The sequence below is a fragment of the uncultured Roseovarius sp. genome (genome assembly GCF_913057115.1).
Taxonomy (GTDB): domain Bacteria; phylum Pseudomonadota; class Alphaproteobacteria; order Rhodobacterales; family Rhodobacteraceae; genus Roseovarius.
This window is the reverse complement of sequence record NZ_CAJXNN010000011.1, coordinates 22,035-41,263: the sequence shown is the minus strand read 5'-3', so window position 1 is coordinate 41,263 and position 19,229 is coordinate 22,035. Positions and strand designations below refer to the sequence as shown.

At 62.2% G+C, this 19,229-nt stretch carries 18 protein-coding genes; 8 read left to right on the top strand and 10 right to left on the bottom strand.

Going from position 1 to position 19,229, the window contains the following annotated elements; translation table 11 throughout:
- The first annotated feature begins 126 nt into the window (after positions 1–126).
- The gene (locus tag QZ498_RS06740; protein ID WP_294621045.1) at positions 127–2,559 is read left to right on the top strand and encodes an FAD-dependent oxidoreductase; all 2,433 of its coding nucleotides are present in this window, start codon (positions 127–129) and stop codon (positions 2,557–2,559) included.
- Between the two features lie 66 nt (positions 2,560–2,625).
- Here QZ498_RS06740 and gluQRS read toward each other — a convergent pair whose 3' ends face one another.
- The 4 genes from gluQRS to QZ498_RS06720 all read right to left on the bottom strand — a co-directional run bounded on the left by gluQRS (position 2,626) and on the right by QZ498_RS06720 (position 7,170).
- A complete protein-coding gene (gene gluQRS, locus QZ498_RS06735) occupies positions 2,626–3,480 on the bottom strand; it encodes a tRNA glutamyl-Q(34) synthetase GluQRS (protein ID WP_294621043.1) in 855 nt (284 codons plus the stop codon).
- Between the two features lie 28 nt (positions 3,481–3,508).
- Positions 3,509–4,867 carry a methylenetetrahydrofolate--tRNA-(uracil(54)-C(5))-methyltransferase (FADH(2)-oxidizing) TrmFO gene (gene trmFO / locus QZ498_RS06730; RefSeq protein WP_294621042.1) on the bottom strand — a complete coding sequence of 453 codons (1,359 nt, stop codon included), beginning with the start codon at positions 4,865–4,867 and terminating at the stop codon, positions 3,509–3,511.
- Positions 4,868–4,906: 39 nt separating this feature from the next.
- Positions 4,907–6,214: a cytochrome c peroxidase gene (locus tag QZ498_RS06725; RefSeq protein ID WP_294621041.1), complete on the bottom strand. Its 1,308-nt coding sequence runs from the start codon at positions 6,212–6,214 to the stop codon at positions 4,907–4,909.
- A gap of 170 nt (positions 6,215–6,384) precedes the next feature.
- Positions 6,385–7,170: an enoyl-CoA hydratase gene (locus QZ498_RS06720; RefSeq protein WP_294621040.1), complete on the bottom strand. Its 786-nt coding sequence runs from the start codon at positions 7,168–7,170 to the stop codon at positions 6,385–6,387.
- Positions 7,171–7,228: 58 nt separating this feature from the next.
- Here QZ498_RS06720 and QZ498_RS06715 point away from each other — a divergent pair, with 58 nt between their 5' ends.
- On the top strand, positions 7,229–7,648 hold the full coding sequence (locus tag QZ498_RS06715) for a PaaI family thioesterase (RefSeq protein WP_294621039.1): 420 nt from the start codon (positions 7,229–7,231) through the stop codon (positions 7,646–7,648).
- 4 nt (positions 7,649–7,652) lie between these two features.
- On the opposite strand, the gene QZ498_RS06710 is transcribed toward QZ498_RS06715, so the two are convergent.
- Positions 7,653–8,129: a VOC family protein gene (locus QZ498_RS06710; protein WP_294621038.1), complete on the bottom strand. Its 477-nt coding sequence runs from the start codon at positions 8,127–8,129 to the stop codon at positions 7,653–7,655.
- 160 nt (positions 8,130–8,289) lie between these two features.
- Between QZ498_RS06710 and QZ498_RS06705 the strand changes: the two genes are divergently transcribed.
- Complete coding sequence (locus tag QZ498_RS06705; protein ID WP_294621037.1) at positions 8,290–8,874, top strand: HNH endonuclease; 585 nt, start codon at positions 8,290–8,292, stop codon at positions 8,872–8,874.
- 97 nt (positions 8,875–8,971) lie between these two features.
- Here QZ498_RS06705 and QZ498_RS06700 read toward each other — a convergent pair whose 3' ends face one another.
- Entirely contained in the window at positions 8,972–9,295 is a 324-nt protein-coding gene (locus tag QZ498_RS06700) for a hypothetical protein (protein WP_294621035.1), read from the bottom strand.
- On the opposite strand from QZ498_RS06700, the gene QZ498_RS06695 reads away from it, so the two are divergent.
- Positions 9,294–9,470: a hypothetical protein gene (locus tag QZ498_RS06695; protein ID WP_294621034.1), complete on the top strand. Its 177-nt coding sequence runs from the start codon at positions 9,294–9,296 to the stop codon at positions 9,468–9,470. The genes QZ498_RS06700 and QZ498_RS06695 overlap by 2 nt on opposite strands.
- Positions 9,471–9,608: 138 nt before the next feature.
- Here the strand turns inward: QZ498_RS06695 and QZ498_RS06690 are convergent, their stop codons facing one another.
- From QZ498_RS06690 to QZ498_RS06675, 4 genes are all read right to left on the bottom strand, one after another.
- Entirely contained in the window at positions 9,609–10,154 is a 546-nt protein-coding gene (locus tag QZ498_RS06690) for a polymer-forming cytoskeletal protein (RefSeq protein WP_294621033.1), read from the bottom strand.
- Positions 10,144–11,463 (bottom strand): M23 family metallopeptidase, encoded by a 1,320-nt coding sequence (locus QZ498_RS06685; RefSeq protein ID WP_294621032.1) that lies wholly within the window; start codon positions 11,461–11,463, stop codon positions 10,144–10,146. The genes QZ498_RS06690 and QZ498_RS06685 overlap by 11 nt, the downstream gene beginning before the upstream one ends.
- 243 nt (positions 11,464–11,706) lie before the next feature.
- Positions 11,707–12,513 carry a ferritin-like domain-containing protein gene (locus QZ498_RS06680; protein ID WP_294621031.1) on the bottom strand — a complete coding sequence of 269 codons (807 nt, stop codon included), beginning with the start codon at positions 12,511–12,513 and terminating at the stop codon, positions 11,707–11,709.
- Positions 12,510–12,977: a peroxiredoxin gene (locus QZ498_RS06675; RefSeq protein ID WP_294621029.1), complete on the bottom strand. Its 468-nt coding sequence runs from the start codon at positions 12,975–12,977 to the stop codon at positions 12,510–12,512. Before QZ498_RS06675 ends, QZ498_RS06680 begins: the two co-directional genes overlap by 4 nt.
- Positions 12,978–13,082: 105 nt before the next feature.
- Here QZ498_RS06675 and QZ498_RS06670 point away from each other — a divergent pair, with 105 nt between their 5' ends.
- The 4 genes from QZ498_RS06670 (at position 13,083) to QZ498_RS06655 (ending at position 19,153) form a co-directional block, all read left to right on the top strand.
- On the top strand, positions 13,083–16,406 hold the full coding sequence (locus tag QZ498_RS06670) for an AsmA-like C-terminal region-containing protein (RefSeq protein ID WP_294621027.1): 3,324 nt from the start codon (positions 13,083–13,085) through the stop codon (positions 16,404–16,406).
- Positions 16,407–16,432: 26 nt separating this feature from the next.
- Complete coding sequence (gene queA, locus QZ498_RS06665) at positions 16,433–17,485, top strand: tRNA preQ1(34) S-adenosylmethionine ribosyltransferase-isomerase QueA (protein ID WP_294621024.1); 1,053 nt, start codon at positions 16,433–16,435, stop codon at positions 17,483–17,485.
- Between the two features lie 19 nt (positions 17,486–17,504).
- On the top strand, positions 17,505–17,705 hold the full coding sequence (locus tag QZ498_RS06660; RefSeq protein ID WP_294621018.1) for a hypothetical protein: 201 nt from the start codon (positions 17,505–17,507) through the stop codon (positions 17,703–17,705).
- A gap of 170 nt (positions 17,706–17,875) precedes the next feature.
- A complete protein-coding gene (locus tag QZ498_RS06655; RefSeq protein WP_294621011.1) occupies positions 17,876–19,153 on the top strand; it encodes an MFS transporter in 1,278 nt (425 codons plus the stop codon).
- Positions 19,154–19,229: the final 76 nt, after the last annotated feature.

Here is a 19,229-nt window from a genome sequence, read left to right as displayed (position 1 = left end):
AGCGAAAAATTCTGCCGCAAACAAATTGACCACTTGTATCACCGCGACCAAGAATGTCGGGAACCGGCAATACAAGCCCCACAAGCGGCGTAAATGTGCCCTTTAGCAACAATCAAGGGACCAGTTATGAAAACCCATGCACAGGCTGTCGTGATCGGCGGGGGCGTTATCGGATGCTCGATTCTTTACCACCTCACCAAGCTGGGATGGAAAGACGTGGTCCTGCTGGAGCGTGACGAGCTGACGTCGGGCAGCACATGGCACGCGGCGGCGAATATTCACGGGCTGCATGACAGCGCCAATATCAGCCGCCTGCAACACTATACCATGAACCTTTACAAGGAGCTGGAAGCCGAGACCGGCCAAAGCTGCGGCGTGTTCCAGCCCGGCAGCCTTTACCTGGCCCAGACCGAAGCGCGCGAGCATCAGTTGAAGCTACAGGCCGCCAAGGCGCAGCTTTATGGTATGAATTTTGCCGAGATCAGCCGCGAGGAGGCCGAGGAAAAGCATCCGCTGGTGAATTTCGATGGCGTCCGCTGCATCATGTGGGAGCCCGATGGCGGCAATGTGGACCCTTCGGGTGTGACCAATGCCTATGCGGTTGGTGCGCGTCAGAAGGGGGCGGAGATCTACCGCTTTACCCCTGTGACGGCCACCACGCAGCAGCCCGATGGAAGCTGGATCGTGGAAACGCCCAAGGGCAATATCCAGACGCAGTGGGTGATCAACGCGGCAGGCCTTTGGGGCCGTGAGGTGGCCAAGCTGGCAGGCATCGAAGTGCCGCTGCAACCCACCGAGCACCAGTATTTCGTGACTGAGACCATTGCCGAGATCGACGGCATGGACCGGCGGCTTCCGTCGGTCGCGGACCGGGACGGGGAATATTACCTGCGCCAAGAGGGCAAGGGGTTGCTCATCGGGGCCTATGAGCGCGACATGCGCTTTTGGGCCGAGGAGGGAACGCCCTTGGATTTCGCCCATGACCTTTTTGCCGATGATCTGGACCGGATCATGGAAAACGTGATGCGCGCCATGGACCGGGTGCCGCTGGCCGCCGAGGCGGGGATCAAGCGGGTGATCAACGGGCCGATGATCTGGAGCCCCGATAGCAACGTGATCCTTGGCCCGGTGCCGGAGTTGAGAAACTATTTCATGTGCGGCGGGATCATCCCCGGGTTCAGCCAATCGGCCGGTATGGGCCTGATGGTGGCGCAGTGGATTATCGAAGGGGAAATGCAATATGACATGTTCCCCTGGGATATTGCGCGCTTTGGCCTTTGGGCCAATGACCGGGACTTTGTGAAAGCCAAGGTGGAGGATGTTTATGCCCACCGCTTTGCCATTCATTACCCCAACGAGGAGCGCGAGGCGGGCCGCCCGCTGCGCACCCGCCCGGTGTACCAGATGCAAAAGGAGATGGGCGCGGTCTTTGGCCTGAACTATGGCTGGGAGCATCCGCAGTGGTTTGCCGAGGAGCCGGGGACGAAGGACACCAACGGCTTTACCCGGCAAAACTGGTGGGGGCCTGTCGGCGAGGAATGCAAGATGCTGCGCGAGCGGGCCGGGATCATCGACATTTCGAACTTCGCCAAATACCGCGTGAAGGGGCCGGGGGCGGAAGCGTGGCTCAACTCGGTCTTTGCCAACAATATGCCGAAAAGCGTTGGGCGGTCCTGCCTGACGCCGCTGATTTCGGTGCGCGGGGGCATTGCGGGCGATGCCACGGTGACGCGGGTGGCCGAGGACGAGTTTTGGATCGTCAGTTCGGGCATGGCCGAGCGCTATCACAAGCGGTTCTTTGACATGGTGCCCTTGCCCGAGGGGACGACATTCGAGAGCCACACCGAGGCGATGTGCGGCTTCAACGTGGCCGGCCCGAAAAGCCGCGAGATGTTGCAGCGTTTGACCAATGCGTCACTGGCGACCGAGGATTTCCCTTTCATGCGGTCGCAGCAGATCGAATTGGCGGGCGTCAAATGCCTTGCTCTGCGGGTGAGCTTCACCGGCGATCTGGGCTGGGAGCTGCATTGCGCGACCGAAGATCAGGAGCGTTTGTATAGCGCGCTGTTGGAGGCCGGGAAAGATTTCGGTGCCGGGCCGGTGGGCGCGCGGGCGCTGATGTCGATGCGGGTCGAGAAGGGCTATGGTTCGTGGAGCCGGGAATATTCGCCCGAGTACTACCCGCATGAGGTGGGTTTTGCGCCGCTGTGCAAGATGGACAAAGAGTTCCTGAACAAGGCGGCGGCAGAGAAGGCCATGGCCGAGCCCGCGCGCGAAGAGCTGGTCTTGATCCATCTGGACGAGGCGGATGTCAGCGCCTCGAACGCGGATGCCACGGGCGGTGAGCCGATCCGCGATGCGGATGGTGTGCCGGTGGGCCGTGTCACCTCGGGGACCTATGGGTATACTGTGGGGATGAGCCTTGCGCTTGGCTATGTGAAGGCGGGGACGGTCAAACCGGGCGATGCGGTACAAGTCATGGTGCTGGGCCAGCCGCATAAGGGCCGCATCCTGCATGAGCCGCCGTTCGACCCCAAAGGCGAGAAGCTGCGGGCCTGAACCGACGGGGTGGAGTTTCGGACCCGCGCCCCGGCGGTCGGGGTGCGGGATTAGTCCACCTCATTCTCAGAGGCCGAGCATTTGGCGGATGTCATCGGGGGTCTTGCCCATCGTGCGGTAAGTGGCGATGGCGCGGGCGTCGTCACGTTTGGCAAGGCGGCGGCCCTCATGGTCGCGGATCAACCGGTGGTGATGGTAGATTGGCGTTGGCAATCCGAGGAGGCGTTGCAGAAGCACATGGATCTGCGTGGCGGTGAAGAGGTCTTGGCCGCGGATCACATGGGTAATGACTTGGTCGGCATCGTCGCAGACCACCGAGAGGTGGTAGGAGGCGCCCATGCCGGGGCGCGCGAGGGCCACGTCGCCGACGGTTTGCACCATGTCTTGGGGGGTGATGGTGCCGGTTTCGCCGTCGGGGCCTTGGCCTGTTTCCGTGAAACTCAGGGGGGCTTGGAGGCGGGCCAGCGCGCGGGCCGTGTCGAGGCGCAGGGGGCTGTCGGGCATGGGGCCTGTTGGCGGGCTTTGGGGGCGGCAGGTGCCGGGGTAAATCAGCCCGTCAGGGCCATGCAAGGGCGCGCCTTCCTGCGGGGCGGAGGCAGCGGCGCGGATATCAGCGCGACTACATGAGCAAGGGTAGAGAAGCCCTTGATCCCAAAGGGAATTGAGGGCATCGCGGTATCGCGGCAGGCGGTCGGATTGGCGTAAGGCGGGGGTGGGCCAGTCAAGGCCCAGCCAGTGCAGATCGTCGTAGATCTGTGCCTCCCATTCCGGGCGGGAGCGGGATTGGTCGAGGTCGTCGATGCGCAGGTGAAAGAGACCGCCCGCTGTTTGCGCCATGTCATAGGCCGTGAGGGCCGAGAAGGCGTGGCCAAGGTGCAAGGGGCCGGTGGGAGATGGGGCGAAGCGGGTTATGAAAGTCATTTGAATTCAGTGGCTTCGCCAGTGGTCTTCATGCGGTTTCGGGGGCTTTGACGTGACCCAGCCAATCGGTCCAAGCCGCTTTGGCGCGATCGGTATAGGCCTTGTATCGGTCTTTGCGGCCGCGACGCCCGCCCTTGAGGCCCTCGACCGGGCGGAAGAGGCCGAAATTGACGTTCATCGGCTGAAACGTCTTGGCCTCGGCCCCGCCGGTGATGTGGTGGATGAGCGCGCCCATGGCGGAATCCTGTGGCACAGGCGGGGGTGTTTGGCCCAAGATCTCGGCGGCGGCCATGCGGCCCGCGAGGAGGCCCATGGCGGCGGATTCGACGTAGCCTTCAACGCCGGTGATCTGGCCGGCAAAGCGGATATGGGGCCGCGAGTGCAGGCGCATTTGATCGTCCAGCAGCGTGGGTGAGTTGATGAAGGTGTTGCGGTGAATGCCACCAAGCCGTGCAAAGCTGGCATTCTCAAGTCCGGGAATCATTTTGAAAACAGAGGTTTGCGCGCCATACTTCATCTTGGTTTGGAAGCCCACGATGTTGAAGAGCGTGCCAAGCGCATTGTCGCGGCGCAGTTGCACCACGGCCCATGGTTTGACATCGGGCTGATGTGGGTTGGTCAGGCCCACGGGTTTCATCGGCCCGTGGCGCAGGGTTTCGCGGCCGCGTTCGGCCATGACCTCGATCGGCAGGCAGCCGTCGAAGTAGCCTGCGGTTTCGCCTTCGTGAAATTCGGTTTTCTCGGCGGCGAGCAGGGCGTCGATGAAGGCCTCGTATTGGTCGCGGTCCATGGGGCAGTTGAGGTAGGCGGTGCGCTCTTCCTCGGTGTCGCCCTTGTCGTAGCGCGATTGCATCCAGGCTTTCGACATATCAATGCTGTCGTAGTAGACGATGGGGGCAATGGCGTCGAAGAAGGCCAGGGCCTCTTTCCCGGTTTCCTTGGCAATCGCCTGTCCAAGCCCTTCGCTGGTCAGGGGGCCGGTGGCGATGATCCAATGGCCATCAGTGGGCAGATCAGAGATTTCGCCGTAGTCAATCGTGACATTGGGGTGATTGCGCAGGGTTTGGGTGACGTCCTGCGCAAAGGGATCACGATCCACGGCGAGCGCTCCGCCTGCGGGCAGGCGGTGCTTGTCGGCGGTGTGCATGATCAACCCGTTGGCGGCGCGCATTTCCCAATGCAGCAGGCCCACGGCGTTTTGTTCATCATCATCCGAGCGGAAGGAATTCGAGCAGACCATCTCGGCCAGATCGCCGGTGCGATGCGCGAAGGTTTCGACCTTGGGGCGCATTTCGTGGATGACCACGGGCACGCCCATGTTCGCGGCTTGCCATGCGGCCTCGGACCCGGCCATGCCGCCGCCGATGATGTGAAGTGTCTTATCCATACCGCGCGATGTAGGCGATTGGCGAGCGTTTGGAAAGGGTCAGGAGGGGCCGGTGGTGCCGTTATCGACGGGCAGGCCGGAAGGGACGTTTAGCGGCGCGCCAAGGCGGCCCTTGGTCGAGATCGGGTCGGTCAGGGCGTGCAGGAAGGCGATGAGGGCGTCGATTTCGGACGTGCTGAGTGGGTCAAGGTCAATCGAGATGGCTTGCGAGATGGCCAAGATCTCGTCGAAATCCTGCATCGCGGGGTCAAGCGGACCCTCAAGCCCGTGATCGGGCAGGGTGGCCTTTTCCAGCCCGAGGTATTCGGCGAGAGCGGTTTCGGGATCAAGGTGGTGGCGGATCATATCGCCCAGATCGGAGTATGCCCCGGTATGGCCATAGGGGGCGGTGAGGGCGACATTGCGCAAGGAGGGCGTGCGAAAGCGGTAGCGGTCCTGTGCTTCGCCCGTGATATAGCCGCGGCCGTGGTCGGCATGCCCCTTGGGGCCATGGCCCTTGCCGGGGCCGATTTGGGGGATGCCCAAAGCGTGAAATTGGTGATCGGTTTGAAAGGGGCCCGCGTGGCAATTGGCGCAGCCCGCCTTGCCGTAAAAAAGCGACATGCCGCGCAGTTGGTCATTCGTGAGGGCGCTGTCGTCGCCCATCAGGAAGGCGTCAAAGGGGCTGTCGGTGGCGCGGAACTCATAAGCGATGAAGGCGGCAATCGCGCGGGCAATATCGGTAATGTGGATCGGCTCCTCGGCACCGTTGAGCCATTCGAAACGGCGGCGGTAGTCGGGGATCTGCGCAATGCGGGCGGCGATGGCCTGCCACGCGCCGGATTGACCTGTGATCTGGCCTTTTGCCACCAGATCGGCCACCGGATTCTCGCCGGGTTGCCCGGCCATTTCCTCGGGGGCGACCATGGGCATGAGGGCCTGCGCCGCGAGAAGGGGCAGGGGCCGTTCGAGGTGTTGCCCCTCGGGCAGGCGGATGCCGAAGCGTTGGGTCGGGTCCAGCTCGACCCGGCCATCGTGAAAGAGCCTCGTGAACTCCTGTGCGCCAAGGTTGAACAGCGCGGGCGCGTTGCGAGGGACCAGCGCATCAGGTGGGTTTTCGGGATTGGCCCGACGGGATTTTCCAAGGCCCTCGCCGCCTTCGCCGATATTGAGCGATAGGCCATCGGCACTGGCGTGGTCGGGATGATGGCAAGTGGCACAGGAGATGTTGCGATTGCCCGAGAGAATGGGGTCAAAGAACAGATCCCGACCAAGCAGGACAGAGGTGGCCCCGGGCGTTGGGAAGTCCGCACGGGTCGCCGGCTCGGGCAGATCAGCGGCCAGAGAGAGGCTGGCCTGGAGGGACATTATCCCGACGGCGACCCATGTACGCATGATGACAAACAACTTTCACATCACGCCCCCTGGGCACCCGTTTACCGGGTAAAAAACGCGCGGAAAACGTCAAATGTGGAAAAAATGAGGCGCGGAAATGGAAACACTGCCCCATTTCACGCGGCGTCGTCGTTCAGGCGGGGCTATTGGTCCCACTGCGGCGGGCGCTTTTCGAGGAAGGCGGCGATGCCCTCTTCGGTGTCGCGGTAGAGCATGTTTTCCACCATGACTTGCCCGGTATGGGCATAGGCTTGATCGAGTCCCATTTCCAACTGGTCATAGAAGGCGCGTTTGCCGATGCGCACGGCTGCGCCCAGTTTGCTGGCCACGGTTTCGGCCAGTTGGTTGGTGGCCTCGTCCAGGTCGTCCTGTGGCACGGCGCGGTTGATGAGGCCAAGGGCAAGCGCGCGGTCGGTGTCGATGAATTCGCCCGTCGTCAGCATCTCGAAGGCCTGCTTGCGGGGGATATTGCGCGACAGGGCGACCATGGGCGTGGAGCAGAAAAGCCCGATGTTCACACCGTTGACGCCGAAACGTGTGCCTTCGGCGGCCACGGCCATGTCGCAGCTGGCGACCAGTTGACAGCCTGCGGCAGTGGCGATGCCGTGGGGTTGGGCGATCACCGGTTGCGGCAGGTTGCGAATGGCGGTCATCACCTTGGTGCAGCGCGCGAAAAGATCGGCAAAATAGGCTTTGCCGCCATCTTCGGCTTGCCGGCCTTGGGTCATTTCCTTGAGGTCATGCCCGGCGCAGAAGGCCTTTCCGGCTCCGGCGATGATGACGACGCGGATTTTTTCATCCGCGGCCAGCGCCTCGAACTCATCGGAGAGCGCGGCGAGCATGGCGTCAGAAAGCGCGTTGAGTTTTTCGGGGTGGTTCATGGTCAGGCGGGCGATGGCGCCTGTGTCTTCCCGCTCAAGGATCGGCATCTTGTAACTCCTTCTGGCTTGTGGCCATTCTTAACGCTGATCAGGCAGGGAGGAAAGCATGGGCTTGCAGATGACCATCGAGGAGTTGGAGGCCTTCATCGCGGAGGTTTTTCCGCAGGTGGGCGGGGATTTCGTCGTCGAAGACTTGGGCGAAATGCGTATTCGCGTCCGTTTGGTGACGGCGGAAAAGCACCTGCGCCCCGGTGGTACGGTTTCAGGCCCTTCGATGTTCGCACTTGCGGATGTGGCTGTATACATGGCCGTTTTGGCGATGATCGGACCGCAGGCCTTGGCAGTGACCACCAATTGCAGCATTGATTTCATGCGCAAGCCTGAGGCGGGCAAGGATTTGATTGCCGAGTGCCGGTTATTGAAGCTGGGCCGGGTCTTGGCGGTGGGTGAGGTCTTGATGGTCTCGGACGGGGGCGAGGCCCCGGTGGCGCGGGCCAGCCTGACCTATTCGATCCCGCCGCGATAGGGCATCAGAACCACAGGCGGGGCTCAGCGATTTCGAGGGAGTTGCCTGCCGGGTCACGGAAATACAGGGAATGCGCGCCATTGGGCCAATCGAACTCGACCTCGGTCGGATGGCCAGCCGCTTCAAGGCGTTGTTTCCATTGGGTGATTTCATCTCGTGATGCGGCAAAGCATAGATGGCCGGGCCCCTCAGCGCCATGGGCGGGCACGGGCAGGCGTGCGTTGCTGGGGCCTTCCCGCGTGGCCTTTGGGTTAAAGATCAGAAGGATACAGCTGCCAACGCGATAGAATATGTGCCGCCCGTCAACGCGGGTGACCTCAGGTAGCCCTAGAACGTGTCCGTAGAAGTGGTCGGCGGCGGTGAGGTCTTCGGTGTAAAGGGCTGCTTCGAGCAAGGCCGAGAGGTTTGGTGCGTCAGGTAAGGACATGGCCCAAGTGTAGTCCGTTGGGTTGGCCTGTCGCAACCTGTGGATATCTGTCATAAAGCGGTAACAGAGCTGCGATAGCAAATCGCTAGATGTGCTGCTTATCGTGAGGCTTGTCAGCCGGAATACGCGATATATAGTAGCCTTTAGGAAGGGGCGGCGTGTCCCGCCCCGGAGCTTTAGACAGAGGCTGAGCCGGGCGGGAGACAGTTTGACCATGGATGGGGATTTCAGAACAGAGTTTGTCAGGGAGCCAGCGGCGCTCAAACAGCATCCGGCACTGGTGCTGAATGCCGATTACAGGCCCTTGTCGTACTATCCTTTGTCGCTTTGGCCGTGGCAGGATGCGGTCAAGGCGGCTTACCTTGATCGTGTTGATATCGTTGCAGAATATGACGATATCGTCCGAAGCCCGAGCATGGTGATACGGATACCGAGCGTGGTTGTCCTGCGAGATTATGTCAAACCCCAAAAGCGCGTGGCCTTCACGCGCTTTAATCTTTTTTTAAGGGATGAATTCCAGTGCCAGTACTGTGGGGCGAAGGGGGATTTGACCTTTGACCACGTGGTGCCGCGGGCCAGTGGCGGAATCACCAGTTGGGAAAACGTGGTCGCGGCCTGTAGCCCCTGCAATTTACGCAAGGGTTCCAAGAGCTTGCGGGCTGCGAAGATGGCGCTGCAAAAGCCACCCCGTGCGCCGGGGGCCGAGCAATTGCGCAACTTGGGCCGCAAGTTCCCGCCCAATCACCTGCACGAAAGCTGGCTGGATTTCCTCTATTGGGACGCGGAATTGGAAGCCTGAGGCGATTTTCGTACGAGTCGTACGCCTGACCCCCGATTTTCGTACGAAAATCCGGGGGTCCTGGAAACCGATCGTACGAGTCGTACGAAAATCCGGCTTAAAGATCGAGTTTGCCTTGCGCTGTCCGGTCTTCCTCGCGGGCGGCTTTTTTGAAGGTGTCGTCGCGGCGGGCGGGCAGGCGCACGGCGCGGTCACGAAGGTTTAACGCCTCTTCGATAGTCACGATCTGGATACGCGGCACGGGGTCAAACCCGTCCATCTCGAACTGGCCCGCTGCCGCCGCTTCGGAGATCATGGTTTTCTTGGGCTCGGTCAAAGTGAGGAAAATACCGATGTCAGCTTTTTCGCGTTCGATCACGCCGCGCAGATCGCGGATCATGCCGACGCCGACGTTATCGCCGTGGAAAAGGTGATTGCCCATGAGCCTGCCCCTTGCCGTCCTTGTGCCCTTTGGTCCGGCCCTTGGTGGCCGGTTTTCGTTAAAGCGTTTCGCAAAAAACCTGAATCACAGGTTTTTGCGAAATGCAGTGCTTGGCTTAATCGTTGCACGCGGTCCGACTTTAGCTGTTTCTCAGGTTAAAGGCGGGACGCTTTAAGGTCGAGTTCAAGGCGGAATGGCGGGGGCTGTCCATGGGAGATGGAGGCGACACGGCCCGGTAGAATGACCCGGCCACGAAAAAGGCGCCGCTGCCGGGGGCAGGGCGCCTTTGGTGTGCTTGCGGGGCGCGGAAGTCTTACGACTTGGCTTCGGCGGGTTTGGCCGGGGCCTGCGCTGGCGCTTGTGATTGCGCGCCGCCGCCCGATTTCTGGCCGCCCTTGGCGTTGAGCGGGTCATCCTGCCGTTGCACGGAGCCTTCGAAGTGGGCCCCGGATTCGATGGCGATGGTCTTGTGGATGATGTCGCCTTCGACGCGGGCGGTGGAGGTGAGGCGGACCTTGAGGCCGCGCACCCGGCCCACGATACGGCCATTGACCACGACATCATCGGCGATCACCTCGCCCTTGATGGTGGCCCCTTCGCCAACGGTCAGAAGGTGGGCACGAATGTCGCCTTCGATGGTGCCTTCGACCTGAATATCGCCGGTGGTCTTGAGGTTGCCGGTGATGTGCAGATCGGAGGATAGTACCGACGCGGGCGGTTTCGCCTTGGGTGCGGAGGCCTTGAATTCGGTGCTGGAGGACGCGCTTTGCGGCGCATCTGCCTTGGATTCGGGCGCTGCGGGTTTGGCGGCGTCACCTGCCTTGGGCGCGGGTTCGTTGATTTTGCTTTTAGAAAACATCGTTAGCAGCCTTGATATAGATCATTGGGTTGACGGCTTTGCCGCCCACGCGGACCTCGTAGTGTAGATGGGTCCCGGTGGATCGTCCAGTATTGCCCATAGCGGAAATTTTCTGTCCGCGCGAGACCCTTTGTCCCTTCTTCACGAAGAGTTTCGAATTGTGGGCGTAGCGGGTTTCGATGCCGAACTCGTGCTGGATTTTGACCAGACGGCCATAGCCCGAGAGCCAGCCGGCGTGTGTCACGACGCCATCGGCGGTGGCATAGATGGGTGTTCCGTGCGGCGCGGCGAAGTCGGTGCCCTTGTGCATCCGGCCCCAGCGCATGCCAAAGCCCGAGGTATAGCGGAAGTTGCCCTTGAGGGGCAGGGCGAAGGGGGCTTTTTGCGCCGCGATCCGGTAGAGGTTGAGTTCATCGAGCCCGTTGAGGATGCGGTTGGCGCGTTCGGCATCGGGCGAGGGGTCTTCGCCGCGGGTGGAGAAGCTGAGCGGCATCAGCGGGCCGCCTTGGCCGGAATAGCCCCGGCGCACGGTTTTCAGAAGGTCGTCGGTGTTCATGCCTGCGGCGCGGAACATCTTGTCGAGCGGTTCGACCGAGATGGTCATCGCCTCTTCCAGCTGGCGGAAGATCTGGTCGTTCTGGTCCTGAATGAGTTTCAGGCGCGAGGCCATTTCATCGGCTTCCAGCAGGGCGGTCTGGGCGTCTTCGCGAATCTGGTCGCGTTCGCGGGCGGTGTCCTGCAGGGCGGCGGCCAGAACGTTGAGCGTTCCGTCAGAGGCCGTTTTGCCGTTGCCGGTGTGCGCGGCCCCGTTGGTGTCTTGCAGTGCGACGGTCAGTTCTTCGGCCTCGTCGCGGGCGGTATCGCGTTCGGTCATCGCGGTGCGCAGGGTGGATTGAATGACCTCGATCCCGGTTTCCAACTCGCGCAGGCGGGTTTCGGAGGCGAGGAGTTCGGATTGCATGACCGAGATTTGCTTGAGCGCCGAATTGAAACGCTCTTGTGCCGCTGCGGCCTCTTCGGCGCGCTTGTCGCGTTCGGACGACAGGGCGTTGAGGCGCATCTCGTAGGTGCGCTGGTCGCGCTTGGCCTGTTCACGGAAGTTGCCCGCGCCGATCGAGTCCATCACCAGGATGGCGGTGGCGATGATCGCCCAGGCGACGATCGCGGAGGCACCGGCGAAGGCAAGAAGCTGCGAGCCGGGGCGGAGCCGGATGAAGCGTGTGTCTGTATCGGAGCGCAGGAAGACCCGGCGCTCGGGGAAATAGCGCTCCAGCAGCGCATGAAATTTGATAGCAAGTCGCGTGCGCACGAAGAATCTCGTCCCTTGTGTCCCTTTTCCCAACGGCCGGCGCATTCGTTATAATTTCAATTGGTCACATTTAGTGACCGCGCCTTGGCCCTAGTGCTTAGCCAGTGCTTAACCTTTGAGCAAGTTTTTTGGGCCTGTGATTCGCCAATTTCGGCGAGATGTGGCGTGAACGGCAAAAAATCGCCGATCTACAAAGGCTTGACCTATGCTTTTGCAGGGTTTGCTGCGGCATATTGACAGGAGTCAGGTGGCCAGAGGCCAGTAGAAATCGGGCGGCAGGCCGGCCTCGGCGCGCTTTTCTTCGTTGAACGGGGGCTTGAGAGGCCCATGAAAGTAGCGTTTCACGAGCTCGTGAAAGACCTGCTTGGGGTCTTTTTCGTGACGTCCGCAAAGGAAGTGGAACCACTTCGAGCCATAGGCGACGTGACCGACTTCCTCGGCGTAAATGACCTTCAGGGCCTCGACGGTTTTGGCGTCGCCTGCCTTTTCGAAAATCTCGATCATGCCGGGGGTCACGTCCAGACCGCGGGCCTCAAGGACCATGGGCACCACGGCGAGGCGGCCCATGAAATCCTGAGCGGTATCTTCAGCCGCGCGCCACATGCCGGCGTGGGCGGGCAGGGCGCCGTAGTGGCTGCCATGTGCCTCCAAGCTGTCGCAGACGAGGTTGAAGTGCTTGGATTCCTCATCCGCCGATTTCACCCAGTCGTCGTAGAAGCCAATGGGCATGGGGGTGTCGGTGAAGCGCGCGATGATATCCCAGTGCAGGTCGACGGCGTTGAGCTCGATATGCGCCACGGCGTGCAGGATGGCGATGCGCCCCTGTGGGCTGCCGGGGCGGCGGCGGGGGACGTCGCGCGGATCCAGCAGTTCGGGCTTTTCGGGGCGGGCGGGGCGCAGGGGCGGGTCTGCCTGACCCAAGGGGATGCTTTCCCCGGCCTCGCGCGCCGCGAACCACGTGGCGGCGTGGCGGCGCGAGAGGGCGGTTTTTTCGCGGCCATCGGCGGTGGTGAGCACCTCCACCGCCATTTGTGCAAGCGTTTGGGTCATGCGGTGAGGTCTTTCAGGGCTTGCAGGACCTCCTCGGCGTGACCCGGCACTTTCACCTTGCGCCATTCGCGCGCGATGCGGCCCTCGCCGTCAATGAGGAAGGTGGAGCGTTCGATGCCCATGAAGGTTTTGCCGTACATCTTCTTTTCCTTGTAGACGCCATAGGCCTCGCAGACCTCATCTTCGGCGTCCGACAGAAGCGGGATGCCAAGGGAATGCTTGTCGCGGAATTTGTCGTGCTTGGCGACGGTATCCTTGGAAATCCCCATGACATGGGCGCCGAGGGCCTGAAATTCCCCGTGCATTTCGGTGAAGGCGATGGCCTCCTTGGTGCAGCCCGAGGTATCATCGCGCGGGTAAAAGAAGAGAACCACGGGCGCGGGGCGCAATGACGACAGCGTGACAGTGTCGCCGCCATCGCGCGGCAGGGTGAAATCGGGGGCCAATTGGGTGCTGTTGGTCATGGGATATCCTTGTTATGTGCGGTCCGCGGTTTCATATTAGGGCTGTCAAGGCCAGAAAAAAGGACAAGCCAGCAGGCGGGAGCAGGGCCTGTGCGGTCGGATCATATGAGCGAAACTGAGGACATCAAGCCACCACGCCGACGCGGGCGGCGGGTGATGCTTTGGGTGCTGGCGGCACTGGTGGCGCTGCTGGTGGCCTTTGGCGTTGCGGCCATGGCCTTGGTGGGCACGCAGGTCAGTGCGCCGGAATGGCTACGCACGCGGATCACCGACCGGATCAATGCCGACACGGGCGATTTGCAGCTTGCGCTTGGAGATATGTCGATCGTCGTTGAGGACGATTGGGTGCCGCGCCTGAGCCTGCGCGAGGTGGCGGTGCGCGATGCCAGCGGCCAGACGTTGGCGAATTTGACCGATGTGCAAGGGGCCTTTGCCTTGCAGCCCTTGATGCGTGGAGAGGTGCGGCCCGGGGTGATAAGCGTGTCGGGCGTGCAGGTCACGCTGCGGCGCAGTGTGGATGGCGGCTTGGGTGTGAGCCTTGGCGAGGCCGCCACCCCGGCGGTGGAAGAGGCGCCCAGCATGGCCGCCCTTTTGCAGCCGCTGGAAGACCTTTTGCGCGAACCGCATTTCGCGTCGCTGACACGGGTCGAGGCGCGCAACATGACCCTGCGCTACGAGGATGCGCGCGTGCAGCGGGCCTGGACCGTGGACGGTGGGCGGCTGACGCTGGAGCGTGACGGCGACGATTTGCAGGTCAGGGGAGATTTCGTGCTGCTGGGAGATCGCGCCTATGCCACGACGCTTGCGGTCAACTATGGGGGCACCATGGGCGATACGGAGGCGAGCTTCGGCGTTCGTTTCGAAGACATGCCGGCCCGCGACATCGCTGGGCAATCGCCTGCCCTGACATGGCTTGAGGCTTTGGACGCACCGATTTCCGGGGCGTTGCGTGCTTCGGTTGCCGAAGACGGGCGGCTTGGGCCGCTCAACGCCACCTTGCAGATTGGCGCGGGGGTGTTGCAGCCCACCGAGGCCACCAAGCCGCTGCCGTTTTCCAGTGCGCGCAGTTATTTCACCTATGATCCCGTCCGGCAGGTGATGCGATTTGACGAGGTCAGCGTCGAAAGCGACTGGGTGAGCGCAAGAGCCGAGGGGCAGGCCTATCTTGTGGGGATGGAGAGCGGCTGGCCCAATGAGCTTCTGGGGCAATTGCAGATCAGCCGGATCAGTGCCAACCCCGCCGGATTGTATCCCGCGCCGGTGGAACTGGAGCAGGTGGCCATGGACCTGCGGCTTGAGATGGAGCCGTTCCGCCTGAGCCTTGGGCAAATGAGCCTTGTGGATCAGGGGCAGCACCTTGTGCTGCGCGGTGAGGTAGAGGCCGAGCAAGACGGTTGGAACCTTGCCGTGGACGGCGAGATGGATGGGCTGACGCCTGCGCGCCTGTTGGAGCTTTGGCCGCAAAGCGTGAAGCCCAAGACGCGCGGCTGGATCGAGGAAAACGTGCGCGAGGCGCAGTTGCAGAACATTCAGCTTGCGGTGCGGTCCTTGCCGAAAAGTCGGCCCGATCTGTTCCTGGGATTCGATTACGAAGGGCTCAAGACCCGCTTCATCAAGGAGGTGCCGCCGATCGAGGCAGCCTCGGGACATGCCTCGCTTTATGATGATCGCTTCGTGATCATGGCGGACAGTGGTTTCGTTCAGGCGGCCGAGGGTGGGCGGATCGACATTTCCGGCACCAGTTTCGAAGTGCCGAACGTGTCGATCAAGCGCGGCCCGGCGCGTACGCGTCTGAACCTTGATAGTACAGTGACAGCCGCCTTGTCGCTTTTGAACGAAGAGCCGTTTCGCTTTTTGGACAAGGCCGGGCGACCCGTGGCCCTGGCCGATGGGCGGGCGGTGTTGGAGGGGCAGTTGGATTTCCTGCTCAAGCCCGGACTGAAACCCGACGAGGTGGCGTTTGACGTTGGCGGCACCCTGCGGGATGTGCGCAGCGAGGTCTTGGTGCCCGGGCGGGTCCTTGCGGCGACGCAGCTTGAGGTGCGCGCACAGAACAGTGGCTTGACCGTTGGTGGCGAAGGGCGGCTTGGCCGGGTGCCGGTGAATGGCACCTACAAGGCGGCGCTGGGCCCTGATGGGGGCGGCGAGGCGCGCGTGGAAGGCTGGGTGGAGCTTTCGGAGCGCTTTGCCGATGAGTTCAATATCGGCTTGCCGCCCGGAAGCCTGTCGGGGGCGGGGCAGGCCGATGTTGTGATTGATTTCGTGAAGGGGCAGCCGGGGCGTTTCGAACTGACTTCGGACCTTGCCGGTGTGGGGCTGAGCCTGCGGCAACTGGATTGGAGCCTGTCGCCGGGCGCGCAAGGCAGCTTGGAGGTTAGTGGTAGCTTGGGGACACCGCCGGACCTGAGCCGGGTGGCCTTGCAGGCGGCGGGCCTGACCGCCGAGGGGCGCGTTACCCTGCGGCCCGATGGCCAGTTGGAACGCGCGAGCTTTGACACGGTCCGGGTGGGCACATGGCTGAATGCGCCGGTGGATCTGATCGGGCGGGGGGCAGGCGTGGCCCCGGCGGTTCAGGTGCGGGGCGGGACGATTGATTTGCGTCAGACCTCGCTTACCGGTGACGGCAGCGGCGGGGGCGGACAGCGGCGCGAGGGCGGGCCTGTGGCGCTGTCATTGGACCGCTTGCAGATATCGGACGGCATCGCGCTGACCGAATTCCGCGCGGAATTGGACATGCGCCGTGGGGCGGATGGCAATTTCTTTGGCAAGGTGAATGGCGGTGCGCCCATTCGGGGACGCGTGGTGCCGCAGCGGGGGCGAAGCGCGTTCCGTATTCAATCGGACAACGCGGGTGGCGTTTTGGGGTCGGCGGGATTGCTCAAGCAGGCGCGCGATGGATCGCTTGATCTGGTGCTGGCCCCTGCGCAGGCGGCGGGGACCTATAATGGGCAACTGACGGCCGCCAACCTGCGCTTGAAGGATGCACCGGCGCTGGCGGCTCTGCTCAATGCAATGAGCGTGGTGGGATTGTTGGAGCAATTGGACGGTGAAGGCATCCATTTCAGCGAGGTGGATGCGCGTTTCCAGTTGTCGCCGGAGCGGGTGACACTGTACTCGGGCAGCGCTGTGGGCGCCTCGATGGGGATTTCCATGGATGGCTATTATTTCATGCAGAGCGGGCAGATGGATATGCAGGGGGTTATCTCGCCGTTTTACCTGATCAATGGGATTGGCGGGCTGTTCACCCGGCGCGGCGAGGGCCTTGTCGGGGTGAATTACGAATTGACCGGGCAGGCGGCGAACCCACGGGTCAGCGTGAACCCGCTGTCGGTGTTCACTCCCGGCATGTTCCGCGAGTTGTTCCGCCGTGCGCCGCCGCGGCAAAACGGTGGACAACAAGGCGCGCCGCAGCGAGAAGAGCGGCAATAGCAAGGTAGGATCCAAGGGGTCGGGCAGTGAAACTAAGCGATTTCGATTTCGATTTGCCGGAGCGGCTGATCGCCACGCGGCCGGCGCGGCCACGCACCTCGGCGCGGCTATTGGTGGCCAATGGGGGGCAGATTGTTGATTCGGTGGTGCGCGACTTGGGCCAATTCCTGCGCCCGGGCGATCGGCTTGTGTTGAACGACACGGCGGTGATTCCGGCCCGGCTGTCGGGTGTGCGGCGGCGTGAGGGCGCGCAGGGGCAAACCGAAGCCAGGATCGAGGTGACGCTGCTGGAACCGGGGCCGGAGGGCACTTGGTCGGCGATGGTGAAACCCCTCAAGAAGCTGGCCGAGGGGGAGGTTGTGCACTTCGGCGCCGAGTTGCAGGCCACCTGCGAGGCCAAGCGCGAGGGGCAGGCGATCTTGCGGTTCAACCTAGAAGGCGAGGATTTTGATGCGGCATTGGATGCCGCCGGGGCCATGCCCCTGCCGCCCTATATCGCGGCCCGCCGCGCGGCTGACGCGCAAGATCGCGAGGATTACCAAACCGTCTGGGCGCGGCATCCCGGGGCCGTGGCGGCGCCGACGGCCTCGCTGCACTTCGACGATGCGCTTCTGGCTGGCTTGCGCGATATGGGCGTAGGGTTCAGCCATGTGACCCTTCATGTGGGCGCCGGGACGTTTTTGCCGGTCAAGGTCGAGGACGTGACGACCCACAAGATGCATGCCGAATGGGGCCGGGTGAGCGAGGCGGCTGCGCGGCAGATCGCCGAGACCAAGGCCAATGGCGGGCGCGTGATCCCGGTGGGGACGACCGCACTGCGGCTGATCGAAAGCGCGGCCCGGGATACCGGCGAGATTGCCGCGTGGGAGGGGGACACCGATATATTCATTTACCCCGGGTTCGATTTTCGCGTCACCGATGCGCTGATGACCAATTTCCACCTGCCGAAATCCACGCTGATGATGCTGGTCAGTGCCTTGATGGGGCAGGACAGGGTGTGGCAGATTTACGATCATGCGGTCCGCGAGGAATACCGCTTTTTCAGTTACGGCGATGCCTCGCTCTTGATCCCGGACTGATGCAGACAGGGGAAAGGTGATGCAGGAAAAACATGCGGCATGGGTGTTGCGCGGGGTGATCTGGGTGCTGTTGCTTGTCAGTTTCATTCTGATCATGACGGGCAGCAACAACGCGGGGATGCTTTTGGCCGGGGTGAGCCTGATTTTCAATCTGGCCTTGCAGCGCGACTCTGTGCGCAAGCCCTTGATCGCGATGTTGACCGGCCAATCCAAGGAATGAGCCCGCGACGGGGGGGCAGCACCTAATTTGCTGAGCATGGCGGGCATGGGTGGTTGAACGCTACGTCAGCTTCTGGCAGCGATGAAAGCGACATTGGGTGAGTCGGGATTGGCCGGCCAACACGCCTTTGATGCTGCTACTCACGCGGCGAGGGTGACAGGAGACCGGTGATGATCAAGGTTCTGGCGAGTTCTTGGGCGCTTTTGCTCGGCATGATGCTCTTGCAGGTTGGCAATGGCCTGCAAGGCACGCTGTTGGGGGTACGCGGCCAGCTTGAAGGCTTTTCCACTTTCTCGATGTCGGTGGTCATGTCGGCCTATTTCGTCGGTTTCCTGTTCGGGTCACGCATGGCGCCGGAGATGATCCGGCGCGTTGGGCATGTTCGGGTCTTTGCGGCGCTGGGCTCGCTTATCTCGGCGGTTCTGATCCTTTACCCGGTGGCGACACACCCCATTGCGTGGATGGCGGGCCGGGTGTTGATCGGCTTTTGTTTTTCGGGTGTTTACGTGACGGCTGAAAGCTGGCTGAACAATGCCGCCACCAATGAAACACGGGGACAATCCCTGTCGCTATACATGATCGTGCAGATGGTGGGCATCGTCTCGGCACAGGGAATCATGGTTCTGGCGGACCCTTCGGGCTTTATCCTGTTCATCATCCCGTCGGTGCTGGTGTCGATTGCCTTTGCGCCGATTTTGCTGTCGATCAGCCCGACGCCTGCATATGGCACGACCAAGCCGATGAGCCTGATCCAGATCATGCGCATTTCGCCCTTGGGTTGCGTTGGCATGTTCCTGTTGGGGGGCGTGTTTTCGGCGCAGTTCGGTATGGCGCCGGTTTTCGGCGCCGAGGCGGGATTGAGCGTTGGGCAGATCTCGGCATTCGTATCGACCTTCTTTATCGGAACCCTGGTGCTGCAATATCCTATCGGCTGGTTGTCGGACCGGATGGACCGTCGGATATTGATCCTTGGCTGTGCGGTGATCGGCGGGCTTGGGGCCTTGGTGGGCTTTGCCCTGAGCGGGTATTTCGTGATGCTTCTGATTGCGGGCCTGATGATCGGCGGGGTGTCGAACCCGCTTTATGCGCTGCTGATCGCCTATACGAACGATTTTCTGGATTTTGACGACATGGCCGCGGCCTCGGGCGGGATGGTTTTCATCAACGGCCTTGGCGCGGTCACCGGGCCGCTTTTGACCGGGTGGATCATGGGCGTGATCGGGCCACGCGGGTTTTTCCTGTTCATCGCCGCCTTGCTGCTGGCGATGGCGGGCTATGCCGCCTACCGGATGACACAGCGGGCTGCGCCGTCGGTCGAGGATACCGAAAGCTATGCGCCGGTTGCCTTGGGGGCCACGCCGATGGCGGTGGAGTTCGCGCAGGAATACGCGATCGAGACGGCACAAGAAGAAGCAGCTTTGGAGGAGGAGGCCAATACACCGTCGTGATGGCGCTAACGTCACGCGGGATGTTGGAAGTGTAGCAATTCGTTACTGTTCTTTAACAATAACATGCAGTTAACCT

Coding starts and splice junctions, on each gene's coding strand:
- QZ498_RS06705 (WP_294621037.1), top strand. CDS start 8,290: ATGGATGGGGATTTCAGAACAGAGTTTGTCAGGGAGCCAGCGGCGCTC.
- QZ498_RS06695 (WP_294621034.1), top strand. CDS start 9,294: ATGAGCCTGCCCCTTGCCGTCCTTGTGCCCTTTGGTCCGGCCCTTGGT.
- QZ498_RS06670 (WP_294621027.1), top strand. CDS start 13,083: ATGAGCGAAACTGAGGACATCAAGCCACCACGCCGACGCGGGCGGCGG.
- QZ498_RS06660 (WP_294621018.1), top strand. CDS start 17,505: ATGCAGGAAAAACATGCGGCATGGGTGTTGCGCGGGGTGATCTGGGTG.
- trmFO (WP_294621042.1), bottom strand. CDS start 4,867: ATGGATAAGACACTTCACATCATCGGCGGCGGCATGGCCGGGTCCGAG.
- gluQRS (WP_294621043.1), bottom strand. CDS start 3,480: ATGACTTTCATAACCCGCTTCGCCCCATCTCCCACCGGCCCCTTGCAC.
- QZ498_RS06715 (WP_294621039.1), top strand. CDS start 7,229: ATGGGCTTGCAGATGACCATCGAGGAGTTGGAGGCCTTCATCGCGGAG.
- QZ498_RS06720 (WP_294621040.1), bottom strand. CDS start 7,170: ATGCCGATCCTTGAGCGGGAAGACACAGGCGCCATCGCCCGCCTGACC.
- QZ498_RS06700 (WP_294621035.1), bottom strand. CDS start 9,295: ATGGGCAATCACCTTTTCCACGGCGATAACGTCGGCGTCGGCATGATC.
- QZ498_RS06710 (WP_294621038.1), bottom strand. CDS start 8,129: ATGACAGATATCCACAGGTTGCGACAGGCCAACCCAACGGACTACACT.
- QZ498_RS06680 (WP_294621031.1), bottom strand. CDS start 12,513: ATGACCCAAACGCTTGCACAAATGGCGGTGGAGGTGCTCACCACCGCC.
- QZ498_RS06740 (WP_294621045.1), top strand. CDS start 127: ATGAAAACCCATGCACAGGCTGTCGTGATCGGCGGGGGCGTTATCGGA.
- QZ498_RS06655 (WP_294621011.1), top strand. CDS start 17,876: ATGATCAAGGTTCTGGCGAGTTCTTGGGCGCTTTTGCTCGGCATGATG.
- QZ498_RS06725 (WP_294621041.1), bottom strand. CDS start 6,214: ATGTCCCTCCAGGCCAGCCTCTCTCTGGCCGCTGATCTGCCCGAGCCG.
- QZ498_RS06675 (WP_294621029.1), bottom strand. CDS start 12,977: ATGACCAACAGCACCCAATTGGCCCCCGATTTCACCCTGCCGCGCGAT.
- QZ498_RS06690 (WP_294621033.1), bottom strand. CDS start 10,154: ATGTTTTCTAAAAGCAAAATCAACGAACCCGCGCCCAAGGCAGGTGAC.